Below are 15,646 nucleotides of genomic sequence, written 5' to 3' on the forward strand. Positions count from 1 at the left end.
CACCTCACTCCCCTCCTCCCAACAGCTGTTCGGAGGCGACGAGACCCGCCATCAGCCGCGACATCAGCTCGTCGTCCGACAGTTCCTCCAGGTCGTCGTGCGGGTCCGCCCCGGGTCCGGCCGGTGCGGTCGGCCCGTCCGGGAGGGGGGCCTGGCCGACGTCGGCCGGGTCCGGGCCGCCCAGCCCGTCCAGTCCGTCCAGCAGGTGCCGGGCCAGCGCCCGGCTGGTCGGGAACTCGAACGTCAGGGTGGCGGGCAGCGTCACGCCCAGCACGGTATCCAGCCGGGCCTTGAGCGCGACCGCCATGACGGAGTCCATGCCGAGTTCGAAGAAGCCGCGGTCCGGGTCGACCTCACCGCCGCCGTCCTCGCCCAGCACCTCCGTCACCTGGACCAGCACCCGGTCCAGCAGCATGTCACCGCGCAACTGGGGGCTGAACGACAGGAGTTCGGCCACCAGCGGGGGCCGATCGGCCGCCTCCACCGGGGTCGGCACGACGGGCGGCGGCTCCACGGGCGCCGGCACCACGGGCGCGGGCACGACGGGCTTCGGCTCCACGGGTGCGGCAACGGCTCCGGTCGGCGCGTCGATCCAGTGGCGGCGGTGCTGCCAGGGGTAACCCGGCGCGGAGACGTGGCGGCCGCGTCCGGTCAGCAGCGCGGCCCAGTCCAGCCGGGCGCCGCCCACGTGCAGCGCGGCGGCGGTCCACACCGGCGCGGCCGCGTCGAGCCGGCCGCCCGGCGCCACCGCCGCCAGTTCCCCACTGTCGGCGGCCAGTTCACCGGCCGCACCGCCCAGAGCGACGTCCAGCACCAGCTCGATGCCCGCCTCCGCGAGCCGCCCGGCCAGTGTCGGCCCGTCCGCGACCGACGAGGCCAGGTGGAGCGGCACGGCCGGGACGCCACGGATCCCGCCGCGGTCGGCGCCGCCGGCCATCGCCATCGCGTCGTCCAGCCCGAGCACCCCGGCCACGTGCGCGGCCGCGATCTCGCCGGCACCGAAGCCCACCAGCGCGTCGGGCCGTACCCCGTGGTCGGCCCAGAGCGCGGCCAGCGCGATCTGCGCGGCGACCGTGGCCACCGGACCGCCGCGGCGCTCCCGCAGGGCGGTGCGCACGGAGGTGCCGAGGACGGTCGCGGCCGCCGCCTCCGCGGCGTCGAGCGCGGCGGCGAAGGCGGGCTCCCGGGCGTACCACTCCTCCCACGGCAGTACGGCCACCGTCGCGCCGAACACCGCGGCGAACCGGGCCCGTTCGCCGATCCGTGCGGTTCCGGTGGCCGTCGCCCCGGTGCGCAGCGCGGCGAGGATCCCGGCGCGGTCCGCGCCGACCGCGACCAGCCGGTGCTCCAGGTGGCTGCGGCGGACGCCGAGGGTGTGGCACAGGTCCGCCACCTCGTGGTCGTCCGCGGCCTCCAGCCGGGCCGCGATCCGCCGCACGGCCTGGGCCAGTGCGGCGGGGCTCGCCGCCGAGACCGCCAGCGCGAGGTCCCTGGTCGCGGCCGGCTGTTCGGGGCCGGCCGCGAGGAGCCCCGGGGCTTCGCCGAGCACCACGTGGGCGTTGGTGCCGGTGAACCCGAACGCGCTGACCCCCGCGAGCCGTGGGTGGCCGGTCGCGGGCCAGTCCGCCCCCTTGGCGGCCACCTCCAACCGCATCCGGTCCCAGGCCACCTGGGGGCTCGGGTCGTGGAAGTGCAGGTGCGGCGGGATCCGGCCGTGCCACAGCGAGAGCGCGGTCTTGATCAGGCCGGCCACCCCGGCGGCGGCCTCCAGGTGCGCGATGTTGGTCTTCACCGAGCCGACCAGCAGCGGGCGGCCGGTCGGCCGGTCCGCACCCAACACCCGGTCCAGCGCGGTCAGTTCGATCGGGTCGCCCAACGGGGTGCCGGTGCCGTGCGCCTCCACGTAGTCCACGGCGGCGGGCGCCACCCCGCCCTGGGCGAGCGCGGCGGTGATCACCTCGGCCTGGGCGTCGGCGCTCGGCACCGTCAGTCCGCCGGAGGAGCCGTTGTGGTTGACCGCGCTGCCGCGGATCACCGCGTACACCCGGTCCCCGTCGGCCTCGGCGCGCGACAGCGTCTTGAGCACCACCGCGCCCGCGCCCTCGCCGCGGCCGTAGCCGTCGGCGGCGGCGTCGAACGCCTTGCAGCGGCCGTCGGGCGAGAGCGCGCCACCCGCCGACATGGCCAGGTACACCGTCGGCGTGAGCAGCGCGTTGGCGCCCCCGACGACCGCCACCTCGCTCTCCCCGGAGCGCAGGCTCTGGCAGGCCAGGTGCACGGCGGTGAGCGAGGAGGCGCAGGCGGTGTCCACCGCGACGCTCGGCCCGCGAACGCCGAGGAAGTAGGACATCCGGCCGGCGCTGCCGGAGAAGGTGTTGCCGGTGCCGTAGTAGAGGTCGACCGGCTCCGGGCCGCGGGAGAGCAGCTGGCCGTAGTCGACGGTGTTCAGGCCCACGAAGAGTCCGGTCCGTCCGCCGCGGAGCCGCTCCGCGCTCAACCCGGCGTCCTCCAGGGCCTCCCATGCCACTTCCAGGAACATCCGCTGCTGCGGGTCCATGCTCCGGGCCTCGCGCGACGACACCCGGAAGAACGCGTTGTCGAACTGGTCCACACCGTCGACGAACGCGCCGCGCCCGGTCGAAACCGTCCCCGGCGGGGCCTGCGCCCCGCCCTCCGCCAGGAGCCCGGTCGCGTTCCACCGCCCCTGCGGCACCTCCCCGGTGGCGTCCACGCCGTCGACCAGCAGCGACCAGTACTCGTCGAGGCCGGTGGCCCCGGGAAGTCGGCAGCCCATCCCCACGATCGCGATCGGCTCGGCGACGGTCCTCACCGGCGCGGCCGTCGGAGCCTCCGGAGCTGTCGGAGCCTCCGGAGCCGTCAGGGCCACCGGAGCGGCCGGAGCGGGGGACGGCCGGGTGGCCGTCAGGGCGGCCAGGTGCTCGGCCAGCTCGTTGATGCTCGGGTGCTCCAGTCCCGCGCTCACCGGGAGGTCCACCCCGAACTCCTCGCCGAGCCGCGCCACCAGGTCTCCGATGGACAACGAGTCGAAGCCCAGCTCGTAGAAGCCGCGGACCCTGGACAGCCGCCGATCGGAGACACCGAGCACCTCGGCGGCGATCCGCCCGACGGTCCGCACGGTCCGCTCCCGCCCAGGCCCGTCCGACCCACCGGCCTCGGCGACGGCGGCCGGGGCGGCAGCGGCGGTCGGGGCCGGAGCGGCCTTGGCGGCCTCCTCGGCCGCGGCCACCGACCGGCCCTCGATGGTGGCCACCAACCGCTGCCCCGCGTCGAAGAGCCGCACCTCGGCCCGCAGGCCGGCCGCCGACCGGCCCGGTCCGCCCTGGTCGCCCCGCTCCAGGCCGGGCAGCCAGTAGCGGTCCCGCGCCAGTTCGACCGGCGGCAGTGCCACGTACCCGCCGTCGGCGGGGTGGACGGCCGACCAGTCCACCGCCGCCCCGATCGGGTGGAGCTCCGCCAGCGAGGCGGCCAGGGTCAGCGGCCCCGAGCTGCCGCGGGCCAGCGAGGGCACGACGATGCCGGATCGGTTGCGGTGGGCGAGCGCGGCCCGCAGCGGCCGGGTCAGCACCGGGTGCGGGCCGATCTCGATGAACAGCGCGTCCCGTTCCGCCAGCAGCCGATCGACGGCGGGCCAGAACTGGACGGCGTCGCGGACGTTGCGGCCCCAGTAGGCGGCGTCGGTCACCGGGGCCCCCGCGGTCGGGTCGACGCTGGACAGCAGCGGGATCCTCGCCGGCCGGGGCGTCAGGTCGGCCAGGCGGCGTTCGAGTTCGTCGCCGTACGGGTGGACGGCAGGGCTGTGGAAGGCGTAGTCCACCCCGAGCGGCAGGCAGGTGGCACCGATCCGCTTCAGGTGGCCCACGGCCCGCTCCATCGCGTCGGCCGGTCCGGCGACGACCACCGAGTGCGGCCCGTTGACCGCGGCCACGACCACGCTCCCGCCGAGCGGCCGCAGGGCCGCCCGCACCTCGTCGGGCGGCAGTTCGACCTGGGCCATCCGGCCGGAGCCGGTCGCCCCCTGCATCAGCCGGCCGCGCTCGACCACCAGCCGTACCGCGTCCCGCAGTCCGATGGTGCCGGCGGTGTGGGCGGCGGCGATCTCGCCGACGCTGTGTCCGACCACCGCGGCCGGCGGCAGACCCCAGGAGGTCCACAGCCGGCCGAGCCCGACCTGCACGGCGAAGACCGCCGGCTGGGCCGTCTCGGTGCGCGGCAGCCGGCTCCCGTCCCGGCGCCCGATCTCCTCCAGTACCGACCATCCGGCGAACTCCCGTACCAGCGCGTCGACTTCGTCCATCGCCTCGCGGACCACCGGCCAGCCGGCGTACAGGTCCATGGCCATGCCGGGCCACTGCGAGCCCTGGCCGGAGAACGCGTACACGGTCCGCGGCGCCCGTGCTCCGAGCACGTCGCCGGAGGCCGCGCCGCTCCCGCCGCGGAGATGGGCGTCGAGGGCGTCGGCGAGTTCGGCGCCGGTGGCTCCGGTCACCGCGAGCCGGAAGTCGTGGTGGGTGCGGCGCGCCGAGGCACTGTGCAGCAGTCCCGGCAGTCGGTCGGGGCCCGCCCCGGCGAAGACCTCCCGGTAGGCGGCGGCCTGCGCGGTCAACGCGGCCGGGCTCGGGCCCGACACGGTCAGCACCGGAACGGGCTCCCGCCGGGGCTCGTCCGCGACCGGTCGGCCGGGTCCGGCGACGGCGGGCGGGGACGCCACGACGACGTGGACGTTGGTGCCCGACAGTCCGAACGCGCTCACTCCGATGTGGTGGGGGCCGTCGCCCGGCAGCGGGGTGGTCTCGGTGGCCACCCGCACTGCGCCGTCGGTCAGCAGGTCGATGGGGGTGCGGACGTTGATCTGCCCGGGAACCACACCGTGACGGGCGATCAGGATGCCCTTGAGCAGGCCCAGCACACCGGCCGCGGAGTCGGTGTGGCCGAAGTTGGCCTTGTGCGAGCCCACCAGCAGCGGCCGCCGCGGGTCGCGCCCGGCGCCCAGCACCGACGTCAGGGCGCTGACCTCCAGCCGGTCGCCGAGCGGGGTGCCGGTGCAGTGCGTCTCGACGTAGTCGATGTCCGCGGCGGTCACGCCGGCGATGCCCAACGTCCGCTCCAGCAGCATCTCCTGGGCTTCGGCACTGGGCGCGATCAGCCCGGCGCTGCGTCCGTCGTGGACGGTGGCGCTGCCCTTGAGCACCGCGTGGATCCGGTCCCCGGCGGCAACCGCGTCGGCGTACCGCTTCAGCACGACCACTCCGCAGCCCTCGCCGCGGACGACGCCGTCGGCCGCCACGTCGAAGGGGCGGCTGGTCCCGGTCGGCGACAGCGCCTCGATGCGGCTCATGAAGATGCTCAGCTCCGGAGCGAGCATCAGGTTCACCCCGCCCGCCAGGGCCGCGTCGCACTCACCGGCCCGCAGGGCCTGCGAGGCCAGGTGTACGGCCAACAGGGAGGAGGAGCAGGCCGAGTTGAGCATCATGCACGGGCCGTGCAGGCCGAAGGTGTACGCGATGCGGCCGGCGCCGAAGCTGGCCTCCTTGCCGCTGGCGTAGTGGGGGCCGACGCCGGCCGGACCGGCGGTCCTGGCCTGGAGCAGTGTGTAGTCCATGCCGAGTATTCCGGTGTAGACGCCGGTCCGGCTGCCCTCCCAGCGCTCGCGGGGCGTGCCGCTGTCCTCCATCGCCGCCCACGCGGTCTGCAGCAGCAGCCGGTGCTGGGGGTCGATCTCGGCCGCCTCGCGGGGGGTGATGCCGAAGAAGCGGGCGTCGAAGGCGTCCACGTCCTCAAGGAATCCGCCCCGGCCGCAGTACATGGTCCCGTCGGCGCGGCCCTCGTCCACGAAGCGCGAGTCCCAACGATCTGCGGGGGTCTCGGAGATGACGTCCCGTCCGCCGATGAGCACGTCCCACAGGCTGTCCGGGTCGTGCACACCGCCCGCGTACCGACAGCCGATGCCGACGACGGCGATGTCGTTGCGGCCGGCGGCCTCGGCCTCGATGGATGCACGGTCCTCGCGGTTGTCCGGCACGGTCATGCCCTTCGCTCGACATGTCTGCGGGAACCTCGCCGATCGGCGGCCCGCATGGAGTCCTGAAAGACCGATGACTCACCATCTGATGATTTCATCAGATGGTGAGTCTAGGTATGCTGTCTCCGTCGGGTCAAGGTTGGTTTCTGTGTCAACGGGGAGATGCCGTGGTCCTGGCCGTGATATCCGTCTGGCTCGTGAACGTCGATGACGAGGCAGCTGTTCCCCAGGCGATGAGTTGTCTTCCGGCCTCCGAACAGGACCGGATCGGCGCCCGCGCCCAGCCCCATCGGCGGCGTGCGCTGTGCGCCCACGCCGCGCTGCGCATCCTGGCCTCGGCCGCGACCACCGGGACGCCGCCGTTGCCCGAACTCGCCCCGGACAGCCGGGGAAAGCCGACCCTGCGCGGCCGGGACGGCCGTCCGCGGCGGTTACGGGTGAGCCTGTCGCACGCCGGGGCCTACGCGGCCGTGTCCCTGTGCGCCGAGGGGCCGGTCGGGGTGGACATCGAGGCCGTCGACCGACTGCCCGACCGGGAGCGTTTCGCTCGCGGCATCATGTCGCGGGCCGAGCGGGACGCCTGGCAGGCCGTGCCCGAGCACGCCAGGGACACCGAGGTCATCCGGGCCTTCACCCGCAAGGAGGCGGTGCTCAAGGCCCTCGGCACCGGGCTGGCCGGCGACCTGCGCCAGGTGGCGACGGAGCCCGGCCCCACCTGGGGGGACCAGCCCGTCCGGCTGCGCCGTCTGCCGGCGGCGGCCGGCCCCCTCGACGACTGGACGGTCCTCGACCTGGCCGCCCCGCCCGGCCTGTGCGGCGCGGTCGCCGTCCACGCCCCGGCGGCCACCGTCCACCAACACCGCACCACGATCGCCGAGTTGCTGAGGGCGGCGCCGCCGACCCGCACCGGCCGGCCGCCGCGCCCGACAGCGCCGGAACCCGCACCCCGGGCAACCGTTCGAGACCGAGGAGATCGTCCCGTGCAGTCCATCGCCCCCACCCGCAGTGCCACCGCACTCGACGCCGAGCCCGCCACCGGGCCGCAGGTCTTCTGCCTGCCGCACGCGGGCGGCAGCAGCGCCCACTTCCACCGCTGGAACTGGCTCGCCCCCTACGCCCGAGTGGTCCCGGTGGACCTGCCCGGGCACGGCCGCCGACTGGGCGAGCCCCTGGTGACGGACTGGGACCGGCTCGCCGCCGACCTCACCGAGTCCATCGCGGCCCAGGTGGACGGCCCCTACGTGCTGTTCGGGCACAGCCTCGGCGCCCTGCTGGCCTTCGAGGTCGCCCATCGGATGCTGAACCGGGGCCCGGCGCCCGCGCTGCTGGTCGCGGCCGGCCGCAACGGGCCTTCGGCCGAACCCGGGTACCGCCCGATCCACGAGCTGCCGGACGCGCGGTTCCTGAGCGCGCTGCACGCTCTCGGCGGCATGCCGGAGGGCCTGCTGCGGCAAGCCGAGCTCCTCCGGATGTTCCTGCCGGTGCTCCGTGCCGATCTGCGGCTCGCCGAGCGCTACGAGCGCCCGGCCGTGCCCCCGCTACCGCTGCCGGTCATGGCGTTCGCCGGCCACGACGACCCGATGACCAACGACCTCGGACTGCTGGCCTGGAAGCGGGAGACCACCCGCAGCTGCGAGCTGGTCTTCCTCGACGGCACGCACTTCTTCCTCGACAGCCCGGAGTTCGCCGGCGCCCTGACCGAGCGCATCGCCCGACTGGTCCACCCCGTGACGGTCGGCTGAACGGCCCGGCTACAGCCGCTCGTACAGGTACGACTGGCAGGCCCCGGCGACGGTGCGCACCAGGTCCTGCGGAGCCATGGACGCGGTCGGCTCGATCCTGTTCACGTACCGCAGGGCCGCGATGCCCAGCAGGAACGAGCCGCACAGCGAGGCCCGCAGGTCGGCGCGCCCCCGCCCCGCCGCCGCCGCGACCGGCTGCAGCGTGTCCGCGAGGAACTCCCTGATGGTGTCGGTCGCCCCCTCGAAGGACGTCGCCGAGCGCAGCAGCGCGACCAGCCGCGGCCGGATCTCCGGGTCCTCCCAGTGCGACACGTAGGCCGCCGCCAGCCGGTCGCCCATGGTCTCCGGCCGCCCGTCCGTCACGACGGCCACCAGGTCGGGAACGGTGAGCACGTCCTGGATGGCCGCGGTGAACAGCCCGCCCTTGGAGAGGAAGAAGTGGTGGATGAGCGCCGCGTCCACCCCGGCGGACTGGGCGATCGCGCGCATCGTGGTCCCCTCGAAGCCGCTCGCGCAGAACTCCTCGCGGGCGGCCTCCAGGATCTGGCGCTGGCTGCTGACCGGGCCGGCCCTGCGGCCGCTGTGCTTCTTGTACGGGGCTCGCATCCCATCTTCGCTGACCACCGAATTGACACCCTTCAGATCACGCACCGGAACGTCGGCCCGCCTCATCGTAGGGCACCGTCGCGAACGGGCGAGGACGCCGTCGAGCGGGACGGACCACGCTGTCCGTCCCGCCCCGATGCGGCGTCCTGTCACCCGGTGGTCAGAAACCGGCCTTGGCGGTCGGCGCGCTCAACTCCCCCAGGAACGGCCGCCACAGGTGGGTCTCGTCGTTCTCCACCGCGGTGACCACCTCGCGCATCGCCGCCAGCGCCTTGGGCTCCTCGTCGTCGTAGACGTCGCCCTGCAGCATCTTCAGCACGTCCAGCCGGTAGCGCGGATCCTGCACGAAGGCGGTGAACAGGATGTTCAGCCGGTAGTAGACCGAGATGAACTCGTACCAGTTGTTCACCGCCCGGCGCAGCTTCCTCTCGTACGTCGCGAAGCGCGCCTTGCCGAAGTCGTCGGCCGCGTGCGCGGCGATGATGTCCGCCGCCGCGATCCGGGCGCTGTTGAGCGCCACGCTCACGCCGCTGGAGAAGATCGGGTCGACGAACCGGGCCGCGTCGCCGATCAGGACGAAGTTGTCGCCGGTGATCCGGGTCATTCCGTAGCTGTAGTCGCCCTCGGTCTTGAACGGCTTGACCTGGTCGGCCCGCTTGAGCGCGTCCAGCAGTTCCGGGCGGCTGGCGACGGTGTCCCAGAAGAAGTCCTCCCGGTTGCCGGCGACCTCCTGGAACCGCTTCTTCTGCGTCACCACGCCGACCGAGGTGATCGTGTCGGTGATCGGGATCTGCCACACCCAGGTGTCGGTGATCGGCAGGAAGTGGATGAAGATGAAGTCGCCCTGGCCCTTTTCGGGGTTCAGCGCCTGGCGGTCGAAGTTCTCGAACCAGGTGTGGATCGCGTACTGGTTGAAGACCGGGTCGTTCACCTTGACCTTCAGCTGGTTGCCGAGCACGGTTCGCCGGCCCGAGGCGTCCACCACCATCTTCGCGGTGACCTCGGTCCGCCCGCCGCCGATCCTGGCGTGCAGCACCGGGTACTCGCCGTCGAAGTCCACCTTGCCGACGCGGACGCCCTGGAAGACGGCGGCACCGAGGCTCTCGGCGTGCTTGAGCAGGATCAGGTCGAACTTGCCGCGGTCCACGTGGTACGTGAAGTCGCGGTCGACGCCGGGCTGGTCCCGCTCCTGGAAGCGGATCTCGGCGGTGCCGAAGTTGCGCGGCCCGAGGTTGTAGCCCATCGGGTTGATGTCACGGGTCTCGCCGGACGTCCACGCGGCTCCGTACTTCTTGGGGAAGCCGGCCGCCTCGATCGCCGGCATCGCGCCGATCTCCAGCAGCACCGGCGTCGTCGCCGTGACCAGGGACTCCCCCACGTGCTCGCGGGGGAAGTTCTCGGCTTCGAAGACCGCCACCGAAAGGCCGGCCTTCGCCAGGTAGGAAGCCACGGTCGAGCCGGCGGGGCCGCCGCCGATGACCGCAACGTCGAAGTCTGGTGTCATGACGTTCTCCTGCTCCGTGGGTGCGGTGGTGTGGGCCCCGGTCGCGCTCGGCCCCCGGTGGTGGACGGTGGACCGGCGGACGTTCACTCGGCCAGCAGCTGGACGACCAGGGCGGTGACGCTGCCCAGGTCGGCGAAGTGCTTGCCGGTGATCCGGGTCGGCGGCACCGGGACCCCGAACTCCTCGTCGATGTAGGCGAGCAACCGGCCGGTGTTCCGGGAGTTCAGGATCCCCAACTGCAACAGTGGCGTGCTCTCGGTCAACTGCGAGCTGCCGTCGGCCTCCTCCAGGAGGTTCCGGCCGACGTACTCGGTCAGCTTGAGGAGGATCTCCCCCTCGGTCACGGCGATCGTCACGATTCTCTCCTCGAATCGGCCCGTAACCCCGTGAGCCCGGGCCGGTGGGAGCCGCGGGCTGATCTCCCCGGCACATGGCGTTCAACTGTCGATGAATTCTACAGATGATGAGTAGCGGGTCAACCCCCAAGCGGGAAGCCCCAGTTCAAGCGGGAAGCCCCGGTCCGGGCGCAGCGAAAAGCCCCAGCCACACGAGGTGCGGCCGGGGCTCGGCGGAACGAGGGCGGGGGCGGCGCCGATCAGCAGTCGATCACCGGGTCGGCGAGCTGAGCCCTGGCGTTGTCGGCGACCCGGCCCAGGACGGCCATCAGGGCCTTGGCCTCGCTCTCGTCCAGACCGGCCGTCAGCTGCGCCTCGATGCTCTTCATCTCGTTCTCGATCGGACCGCGCAGGGCGCGTCCGGCGTCGGTGAGGTAGAGCCGGACCAGCCGGTTGTCACGGTCGTCCCGCCGGCGGACGACCAGGCCCGCCGCGCTCATCCGGTTGGCCATCTTCACGATCGTCGGGGTGGTGACCTCGGCCGTGGCGGCGATCGCACCGGGGGTCTGGCCGTCGGCCTCCCACAGCGCCGCGAGCACCAGGTTCTGCCCCAGGTGCAGGCCGTGCCTGCGCATCGCGGCGTCGGTGACCCCGCGGACCAGCTTCGAGGCGCGGGTGTAGACGTCCATGAACTCACTCACGGTCGACCTCCAGGCGATCAGGCGGCAGCAACCGCACCCTTGCTCCATCGTAACCAGCACGCCCGGCAACAGAGGTCGCTAGCCGGGAAATGACTTGACGGCTATCGATCGGGGCTCCTACAGTTCGGATGACACTAGCCGGCAATCGATGCTCCACCGCTATCCAGCCAGGAGGCAACACGATGAGCTCTCCCAGCGCCCCACCGGGCAGCCCGGCGGCGGGCGAACTCAATCCCAAGCGTTGGACCATGCTGATCGTGGCCCTTGTGGCCATGTTCATGGCGATCTTCGACTTCTACGTCATCAACATCGCCACCCCCTCGCTGCAGTCGCAGCTGCACATCGGCGACGCCACGCTTGAGCTCATCATCGGCGGCTACACCTTCACCTACGCCAGCCTGCTGGTGGCCGCCGGCCGCTGGGGCGACGTCTTCAGCTACAAGCGGCTGTTCATGCTCGGCATGGGCCTGTTCACGATCGCCTCGCTGTTCTGCGGCATCGCACAGGACGGCCCCCAGCTGGTCGGCGTCCGACTGGTCCAGGGTGTCGGCGCGGCACTGATGGTGCCCCAGGTGGTCGCCTTCATCACGGTGACGTTCCCGCCGCAGGAGCGCCCCAAGGCGCTGTCCTGGTTCGGCTCCACCATCGGCCTGGCCGTGGTCGCCGCCCAGATCCTCGGCGGGGCGCTGCTGTCCGCCAACATCGCCAGCCTGGGGTGGCGGGTCATCTTCCTGATCAACATCCCGATCGGCGTGGTCACCCTGCTGTTCGCCGCCAGGCTGCTGCCGAACACCAAGGCCGCCCGCAAGCCCAAGCAGGACGTCGTCGGCAACATCGGCATCGCGGCCTCCCTGGGCCTGGCGATCCTGCCGATCGTCGTCGGCCGCTCCGAGGGCTGGCCCGTCTGGGGCTGGATCATGCTGGGCCTGTCGGTGCCGATCGCCGTCGCCACCGTGCTGTACGAGAAGGGGCTGCCCGCACGCGGCGGTGAGCCGATGCTGGACCTGTCGCTGTTCAGGACCCGGTCCTACAGCGTCGGCATCCTGACCATCGTCGGCGTCATGACCTTCTACGCCGGCTTCATCTTCGGCCTGACGATGTTCCTCCAGTTCGGCCTCGGGCTGTCCCCGCTGATGGCCGGCCTGACCTTCGGCCCGATGGGGATCGCCTTCGCGGGCGCGTCGCTGATGGCCCGCCCGATGCTGATGAAGTACGGCGTCCGGGTGATCAACGTCGGCCAGGCGCTGCTGGTGCTGAGCACGGTGGTGCTGCTGATCGAGCTGAACACCGCGGGCAACGACACCAACGCCTGGGAGATGGCCGTCCCGATGATCCTGGGCGGCCTGGGCACCGGTGTCACGCTGCCGGCGCTCACCGGCGTGGTCATCTCCAAGGTGCCGCCGCAGCAGGCCGGTGTCGCCTCGGGCCTGCTGACCACCGCCCAGCAGTTCGCCAACACGATCGGTGTCGCCGTCTTCGGCGCGATCTTCTTCAGCGCCCTGGGCAGCCAGCCGTCGCGGAGCCACTACGTGCACGCCCTGGAGGTCGTGGGCGCGTCCGGGATCGCACTGAGCCTGATCACCCTGGCGGCCACCTTCCTGCTGCCGCGCGGTCCGATGGGCCCGCCCCGGCCGCCGGCCGGCGCCGGTGCGCCGCCCGCCGCGGGCCAGGTGCCGGCCGCGACCGCCACCGCGAAGGCCGACGGCCCGCAGTAGCGCCGCGGCCGCCGCGCAGCCGGCGCCCCACCCAAGACCCCTCGCCGCCCGTGCGCCCCCGTCCGGGCGGCGAGGCCGTTCTCCGAGGCCTTCCGGCCTCCGCACCACTGGTTCCCCTTCGGGCGATGAGCCACAGATCGCTCCACTCCAGCCTCAACTCCCTTGGAGATTTCGGAAGAAGGCCCTTGCCATCCCTTCGGTCAAATGAGAGTCTCCCGAAGGAGACTCATCACTTGATGATTTCTATGGGGGATGAACCGCAATGACATCAGACATGCTTCAAGCCACGGTCCTCCTGGACATCGGCGTGGTGGTCGTGACCGGCGTGCTGCTCGTACCGCTCTGCCGAAGAACCCGCCAGCCCCTGGTCATCGGCGAGATCCTCGCCGGCATCGCGCTCGGACCGAGCCTGCTGGGCCTCCTGCCCGGCAATCTGACGGCCCACCTGTTTCCCGACCAGGCCCGGCCCTTCCTGTCGGCCATCGCGCAACTGGGCCTGTCGCTCTTCATGTTCGTCCTCGGCTGGGAACTCGATCCCCGGGTCCTGGGCAAGGCCAGACGCTCGGTCGCCGCGGTGACCCTGGGCAGCATGGCCCTGCCCTTCGCCCTCGGCATCGGCGCGGCCGCCGTCGTCTACCGCCGGCACGACACCGTCGCCGGGCACCATGTGAGCTTCGGGGTCTTCTCGGTGTACATCGGCATCGCCATGGCCGTGACCGCCTTCCCGGTGCTGGCCAGGATCCTGGCCGACCACGGCATCGGCTCCACCCGCATCGGCACCCTGGCACTGTCCAGCGCCGCCGCCGGCGACGTCCTCGCCTGGTGCCTGCTGGCCGTCATCGTCGGCGTCAGCACCTCGAACGGGCTGGGCCGGTTCGGCACCACGGCCATCGGCACGCTGGTCTTCGTCGCGGTCCTGGTCCTCGTGGTGCGGCCGCTGCTGCGGGTCGCGGTCGCCGCGGTGTTCCGCCGGCGCGGCGGCTCCGCGGGCCCCGGCCTGTACCTCGCCGGACTGGTGGCCGCCGGCATCCTCCTCTCCTCGTACGCCACCACGCAGATCGGCATCCACGCCGTCTTCGGCGCGTTCGCCTTCGGCCTGGTCATGCCCCGCGAACCCCGCGCCGAGCTCCAGGAGCACGTGCTCGGCCCGCTGGAGGGCACCGGCCGGCTGCTGATGCCGGTGTACTTCGTGGTCACCGGCCTGTCCGTCAACATCAACGGCCTCCGGGGCGGCGACTGGGTCGACCTCGCGCTGCTGTTCACCTTCGCCTGCGTCGGCAAGATCGCCGGCGTCGGGCTGCCCGCGCTCCAACTCGGCCTGCCGAAGCGCGAAGCACTGGGCCTCGGCATGCTGATGAACGCCCGCGGACTGACCGAGCTGATCATCCTCAACATCGGCCTCAGCCTGCACGTGCTGGACGTCCGGCTGTTCACGGTGCTGGTCCTGGTGGCGCTGCTCACCACGGCACTCGCCGGTCCCCTGCTGCCCGTGCTGCTGCCCGCCCCGGTGCCCGTACGGCCCGGAGCCGGCCGGTCGTCCCGGGACGGCGCCGGGGCCGAGGCCGCCGTCGGCGCCGGGAGCGGTTCCAGGAGCCGGTAGAACGACCCCGCCACGCCCCGGGGTGCCGCCCGCCCCGGGGCCCGGAAGCCGCCTGAAGGACACCCCCGTCCTTCAGGCCGACCTGTTCACAGAGACAAACGGATCAGGAGAACAGAGAACGATGAGCGAATCCGCACCGATCGTCATTGATCCGCTCGGCCAGGACCTCCACGCGGAGACCGCGCGAATCCGCGCCCGGGGCCCGGTCACCCGCGTCGAACTGCCCGGCGGAGTGCCGGCCTGGTCCGTCACCGGCTACGCCGAGGGCCGGCAGCTGCTGTCCGACCCGCGGGTGTCGCGGGACGCGTACCGGCACTGGCCCGCCTTCATCAACGGGGAGATACCCGCCGACTGGCCGCTGATCACCTGGGTGGCCTCCCGGAGCATCACCAACGCGTACGGCGACGAGCACGCCCGGATGCGGACGCTGCTGGCGGCCGGATTCACCGGCCGCCGGGTGGAGTTGATGCGCCCCTCCGTGGAGAGGGTCACCGCCGACCTGCTCGACCACCTCGCCGAGGTGCCGCCCGGCAAGGTGGTCGACCTGCGGGCCGGGTTCGCCCACCCGCTGCCGTCCCGGGTGGTCTGCGATCTGCTCGGGGTCCCCGAGGAGCTGCGCGGCGGCATCGACGACATCATCCGCATGATCGCCTACGCCGCCTCGGGCCCGCGGGACGGCGAGGTGGCGGCGCCGCCCAAGGCGAGCGCGCAGGACTTCCGCCGCACCGCCACCGAACTGATCGCCCACAAGCGGAACTCGCCCGGGGACGACCTGCTCACCGCGCTCATCTCGGTGCGCGCCGACGGCGACGACCGGCTCTCGGAGGACGAGCTGGAGAGCACCGTGCTCACCCTGCTGCGCGCCGGCCACGTGACCGTGCTGGAGCTGATCTGCAACGCCGTCATCGCCCTGCTCACCCACCCCGACCAGCTGAAGCTGGTGGTCTCCGGGCAGGTCGGCTGGGACGAGGTGATCGAGGAGACGCTGCGCGCGGAGAGCCCCGTCGAGCACCTGCCGCTGCACTACGCCGTCAGTGACATCGACATCGCCGGGGTGTCCATCGCCCAGGGCGACCCGATCCTCATCGCCTTCGGTGCCGGCGGCCGCGACCCGCGGCTGCACGGCCCGACGGCCGAGGAGTTCGACATCACCCGGGCGGGCAAGCAGCACCTCGCCTTCGGCTTCGGCGTCCACCACTGCATCGGCGCCCCGCTGGGCCGGATGCAGGCCCGTACCGCGCTGCCCGCGCTGTTCGCCCGGTTCCCGCACCTCGAACTGGCCGTACCCGTGGAGGAGCTCGAACCGACCACCACGTTCATGCTCAACGGCCACCGGGCCCTCCCGGTACGGCTGACCCCCGCGGCGCTCTGACCCATCGCACGGCTGCGGAAGGGCCCGGGCC

General features: G+C 72.8%; 9 protein-coding genes. 4 read left to right on the top strand and 5 right to left on the bottom strand.

The annotated features are described in order from the left end of the window. Positions 1-4: 4 nt before the first annotated feature. Positions 5-6,046, bottom strand: a complete 6,042-nt coding sequence (locus tag RZ50_RS27465) for a type I polyketide synthase (protein WP_217680930.1) — start codon at positions 6,044-6,046, stop codon at positions 5-7. A gap of 227 nt (positions 6,047-6,273) precedes the next feature. Between RZ50_RS27465 and RZ50_RS27470 the strand changes: the two genes are divergently transcribed. Further along, complete coding sequence (locus RZ50_RS27470; RefSeq protein ID WP_217680932.1) at positions 6,274-7,782, top strand: alpha/beta fold hydrolase; 1,509 nt, start codon at positions 6,274-6,276, stop codon at positions 7,780-7,782. A 9-nt stretch (positions 7,783-7,791) separates the two neighbouring features. On the opposite strand, the gene RZ50_RS27475 is transcribed toward RZ50_RS27470, so the two are convergent. The 4 genes from RZ50_RS27475 to RZ50_RS27490 all read right to left on the bottom strand — a co-directional run bounded on the left by RZ50_RS27475 (position 7,792) and on the right by RZ50_RS27490 (position 10,928). Further along, positions 7,792-8,406, bottom strand: a complete 615-nt coding sequence (locus RZ50_RS27475) for a TetR/AcrR family transcriptional regulator (RefSeq protein WP_217680933.1) — start codon at positions 8,404-8,406, stop codon at positions 7,792-7,794. A 142-nt stretch (positions 8,407-8,548) separates the two neighbouring features. Then, on the bottom strand, positions 8,549-9,892 hold the full coding sequence (locus RZ50_RS27480) for an NAD(P)/FAD-dependent oxidoreductase (RefSeq protein WP_217680934.1): 1,344 nt from the start codon (positions 9,890-9,892) through the stop codon (positions 8,549-8,551). 83 nt (positions 9,893-9,975) lie between these two features. Continuing rightward, entirely contained in the window at positions 9,976-10,248 is a 273-nt protein-coding gene (locus tag RZ50_RS27485) for an acyl carrier protein (RefSeq protein ID WP_217680935.1), read from the bottom strand. 239 nt (positions 10,249-10,487) lie between these two features. Next, positions 10,488-10,928, bottom strand: coding sequence for a MarR family winged helix-turn-helix transcriptional regulator (locus RZ50_RS27490; protein WP_217680936.1), 441 nt, complete (start codon positions 10,926-10,928; stop codon positions 10,488-10,490). 182 nt (positions 10,929-11,110) lie between these two features. Here RZ50_RS27490 and RZ50_RS27495 point away from each other — a divergent pair, with 182 nt between their 5' ends. The 3 genes from RZ50_RS27495 (at position 11,111) to RZ50_RS27505 (ending at position 15,615) form a co-directional block, all read left to right on the top strand. After that, positions 11,111-12,643 carry an MFS transporter gene (locus RZ50_RS27495; protein ID WP_217680937.1) on the top strand — a complete coding sequence of 511 codons (1,533 nt, stop codon included), beginning with the start codon at positions 11,111-11,113 and terminating at the stop codon, positions 12,641-12,643. A 274-nt stretch (positions 12,644-12,917) separates the two neighbouring features. Continuing rightward, a complete protein-coding gene (locus RZ50_RS27500) occupies positions 12,918-14,243 on the top strand; it encodes a cation:proton antiporter (RefSeq protein ID WP_254803073.1) in 1,326 nt (441 codons plus the stop codon). Between the two features lie 121 nt (positions 14,244-14,364). Continuing rightward, positions 14,365-15,615 (top strand): cytochrome P450, encoded by a 1,251-nt coding sequence (locus tag RZ50_RS27505; RefSeq protein WP_217680939.1) that lies wholly within the window; start codon positions 14,365-14,367, stop codon positions 15,613-15,615. The last annotated feature ends 31 nt before the right edge of the window (positions 15,616-15,646 follow it).

The organism is Kitasatospora sp. SUK 42 (assembly GCF_015776785.2).
Lineage (GTDB): Bacteria > Actinomycetota > Actinomycetes > Streptomycetales > Streptomycetaceae > Kitasatospora.

Bases quoted from the DNA above. Each gene is read 5' to 3' on its own strand.
- RZ50_RS27465 (WP_217680930.1), bottom strand. From the start codon at position 6,046: ATGACCGTGCCGGACAACCGCGAGGACCGTGCATCCATCGAGGCCGAG.
- RZ50_RS27470 (WP_217680932.1), top strand. From the start codon at position 6,274: ATGAGTTGTCTTCCGGCCTCCGAACAGGACCGGATCGGCGCCCGCGCC.
- RZ50_RS27480 (WP_217680934.1), bottom strand. From the start codon at position 9,892: ATGACACCAGACTTCGACGTTGCGGTCATCGGCGGCGGCCCCGCCGGC.
- RZ50_RS27495 (WP_217680937.1), top strand. From the start codon at position 11,111: ATGAGCTCTCCCAGCGCCCCACCGGGCAGCCCGGCGGCGGGCGAACTC.
- RZ50_RS27500 (WP_254803073.1), top strand. From the start codon at position 12,918: ATGCTTCAAGCCACGGTCCTCCTGGACATCGGCGTGGTGGTCGTGACC.
- RZ50_RS27505 (WP_217680939.1), top strand. From the start codon at position 14,365: ATGAGCGAATCCGCACCGATCGTCATTGATCCGCTCGGCCAGGACCTC.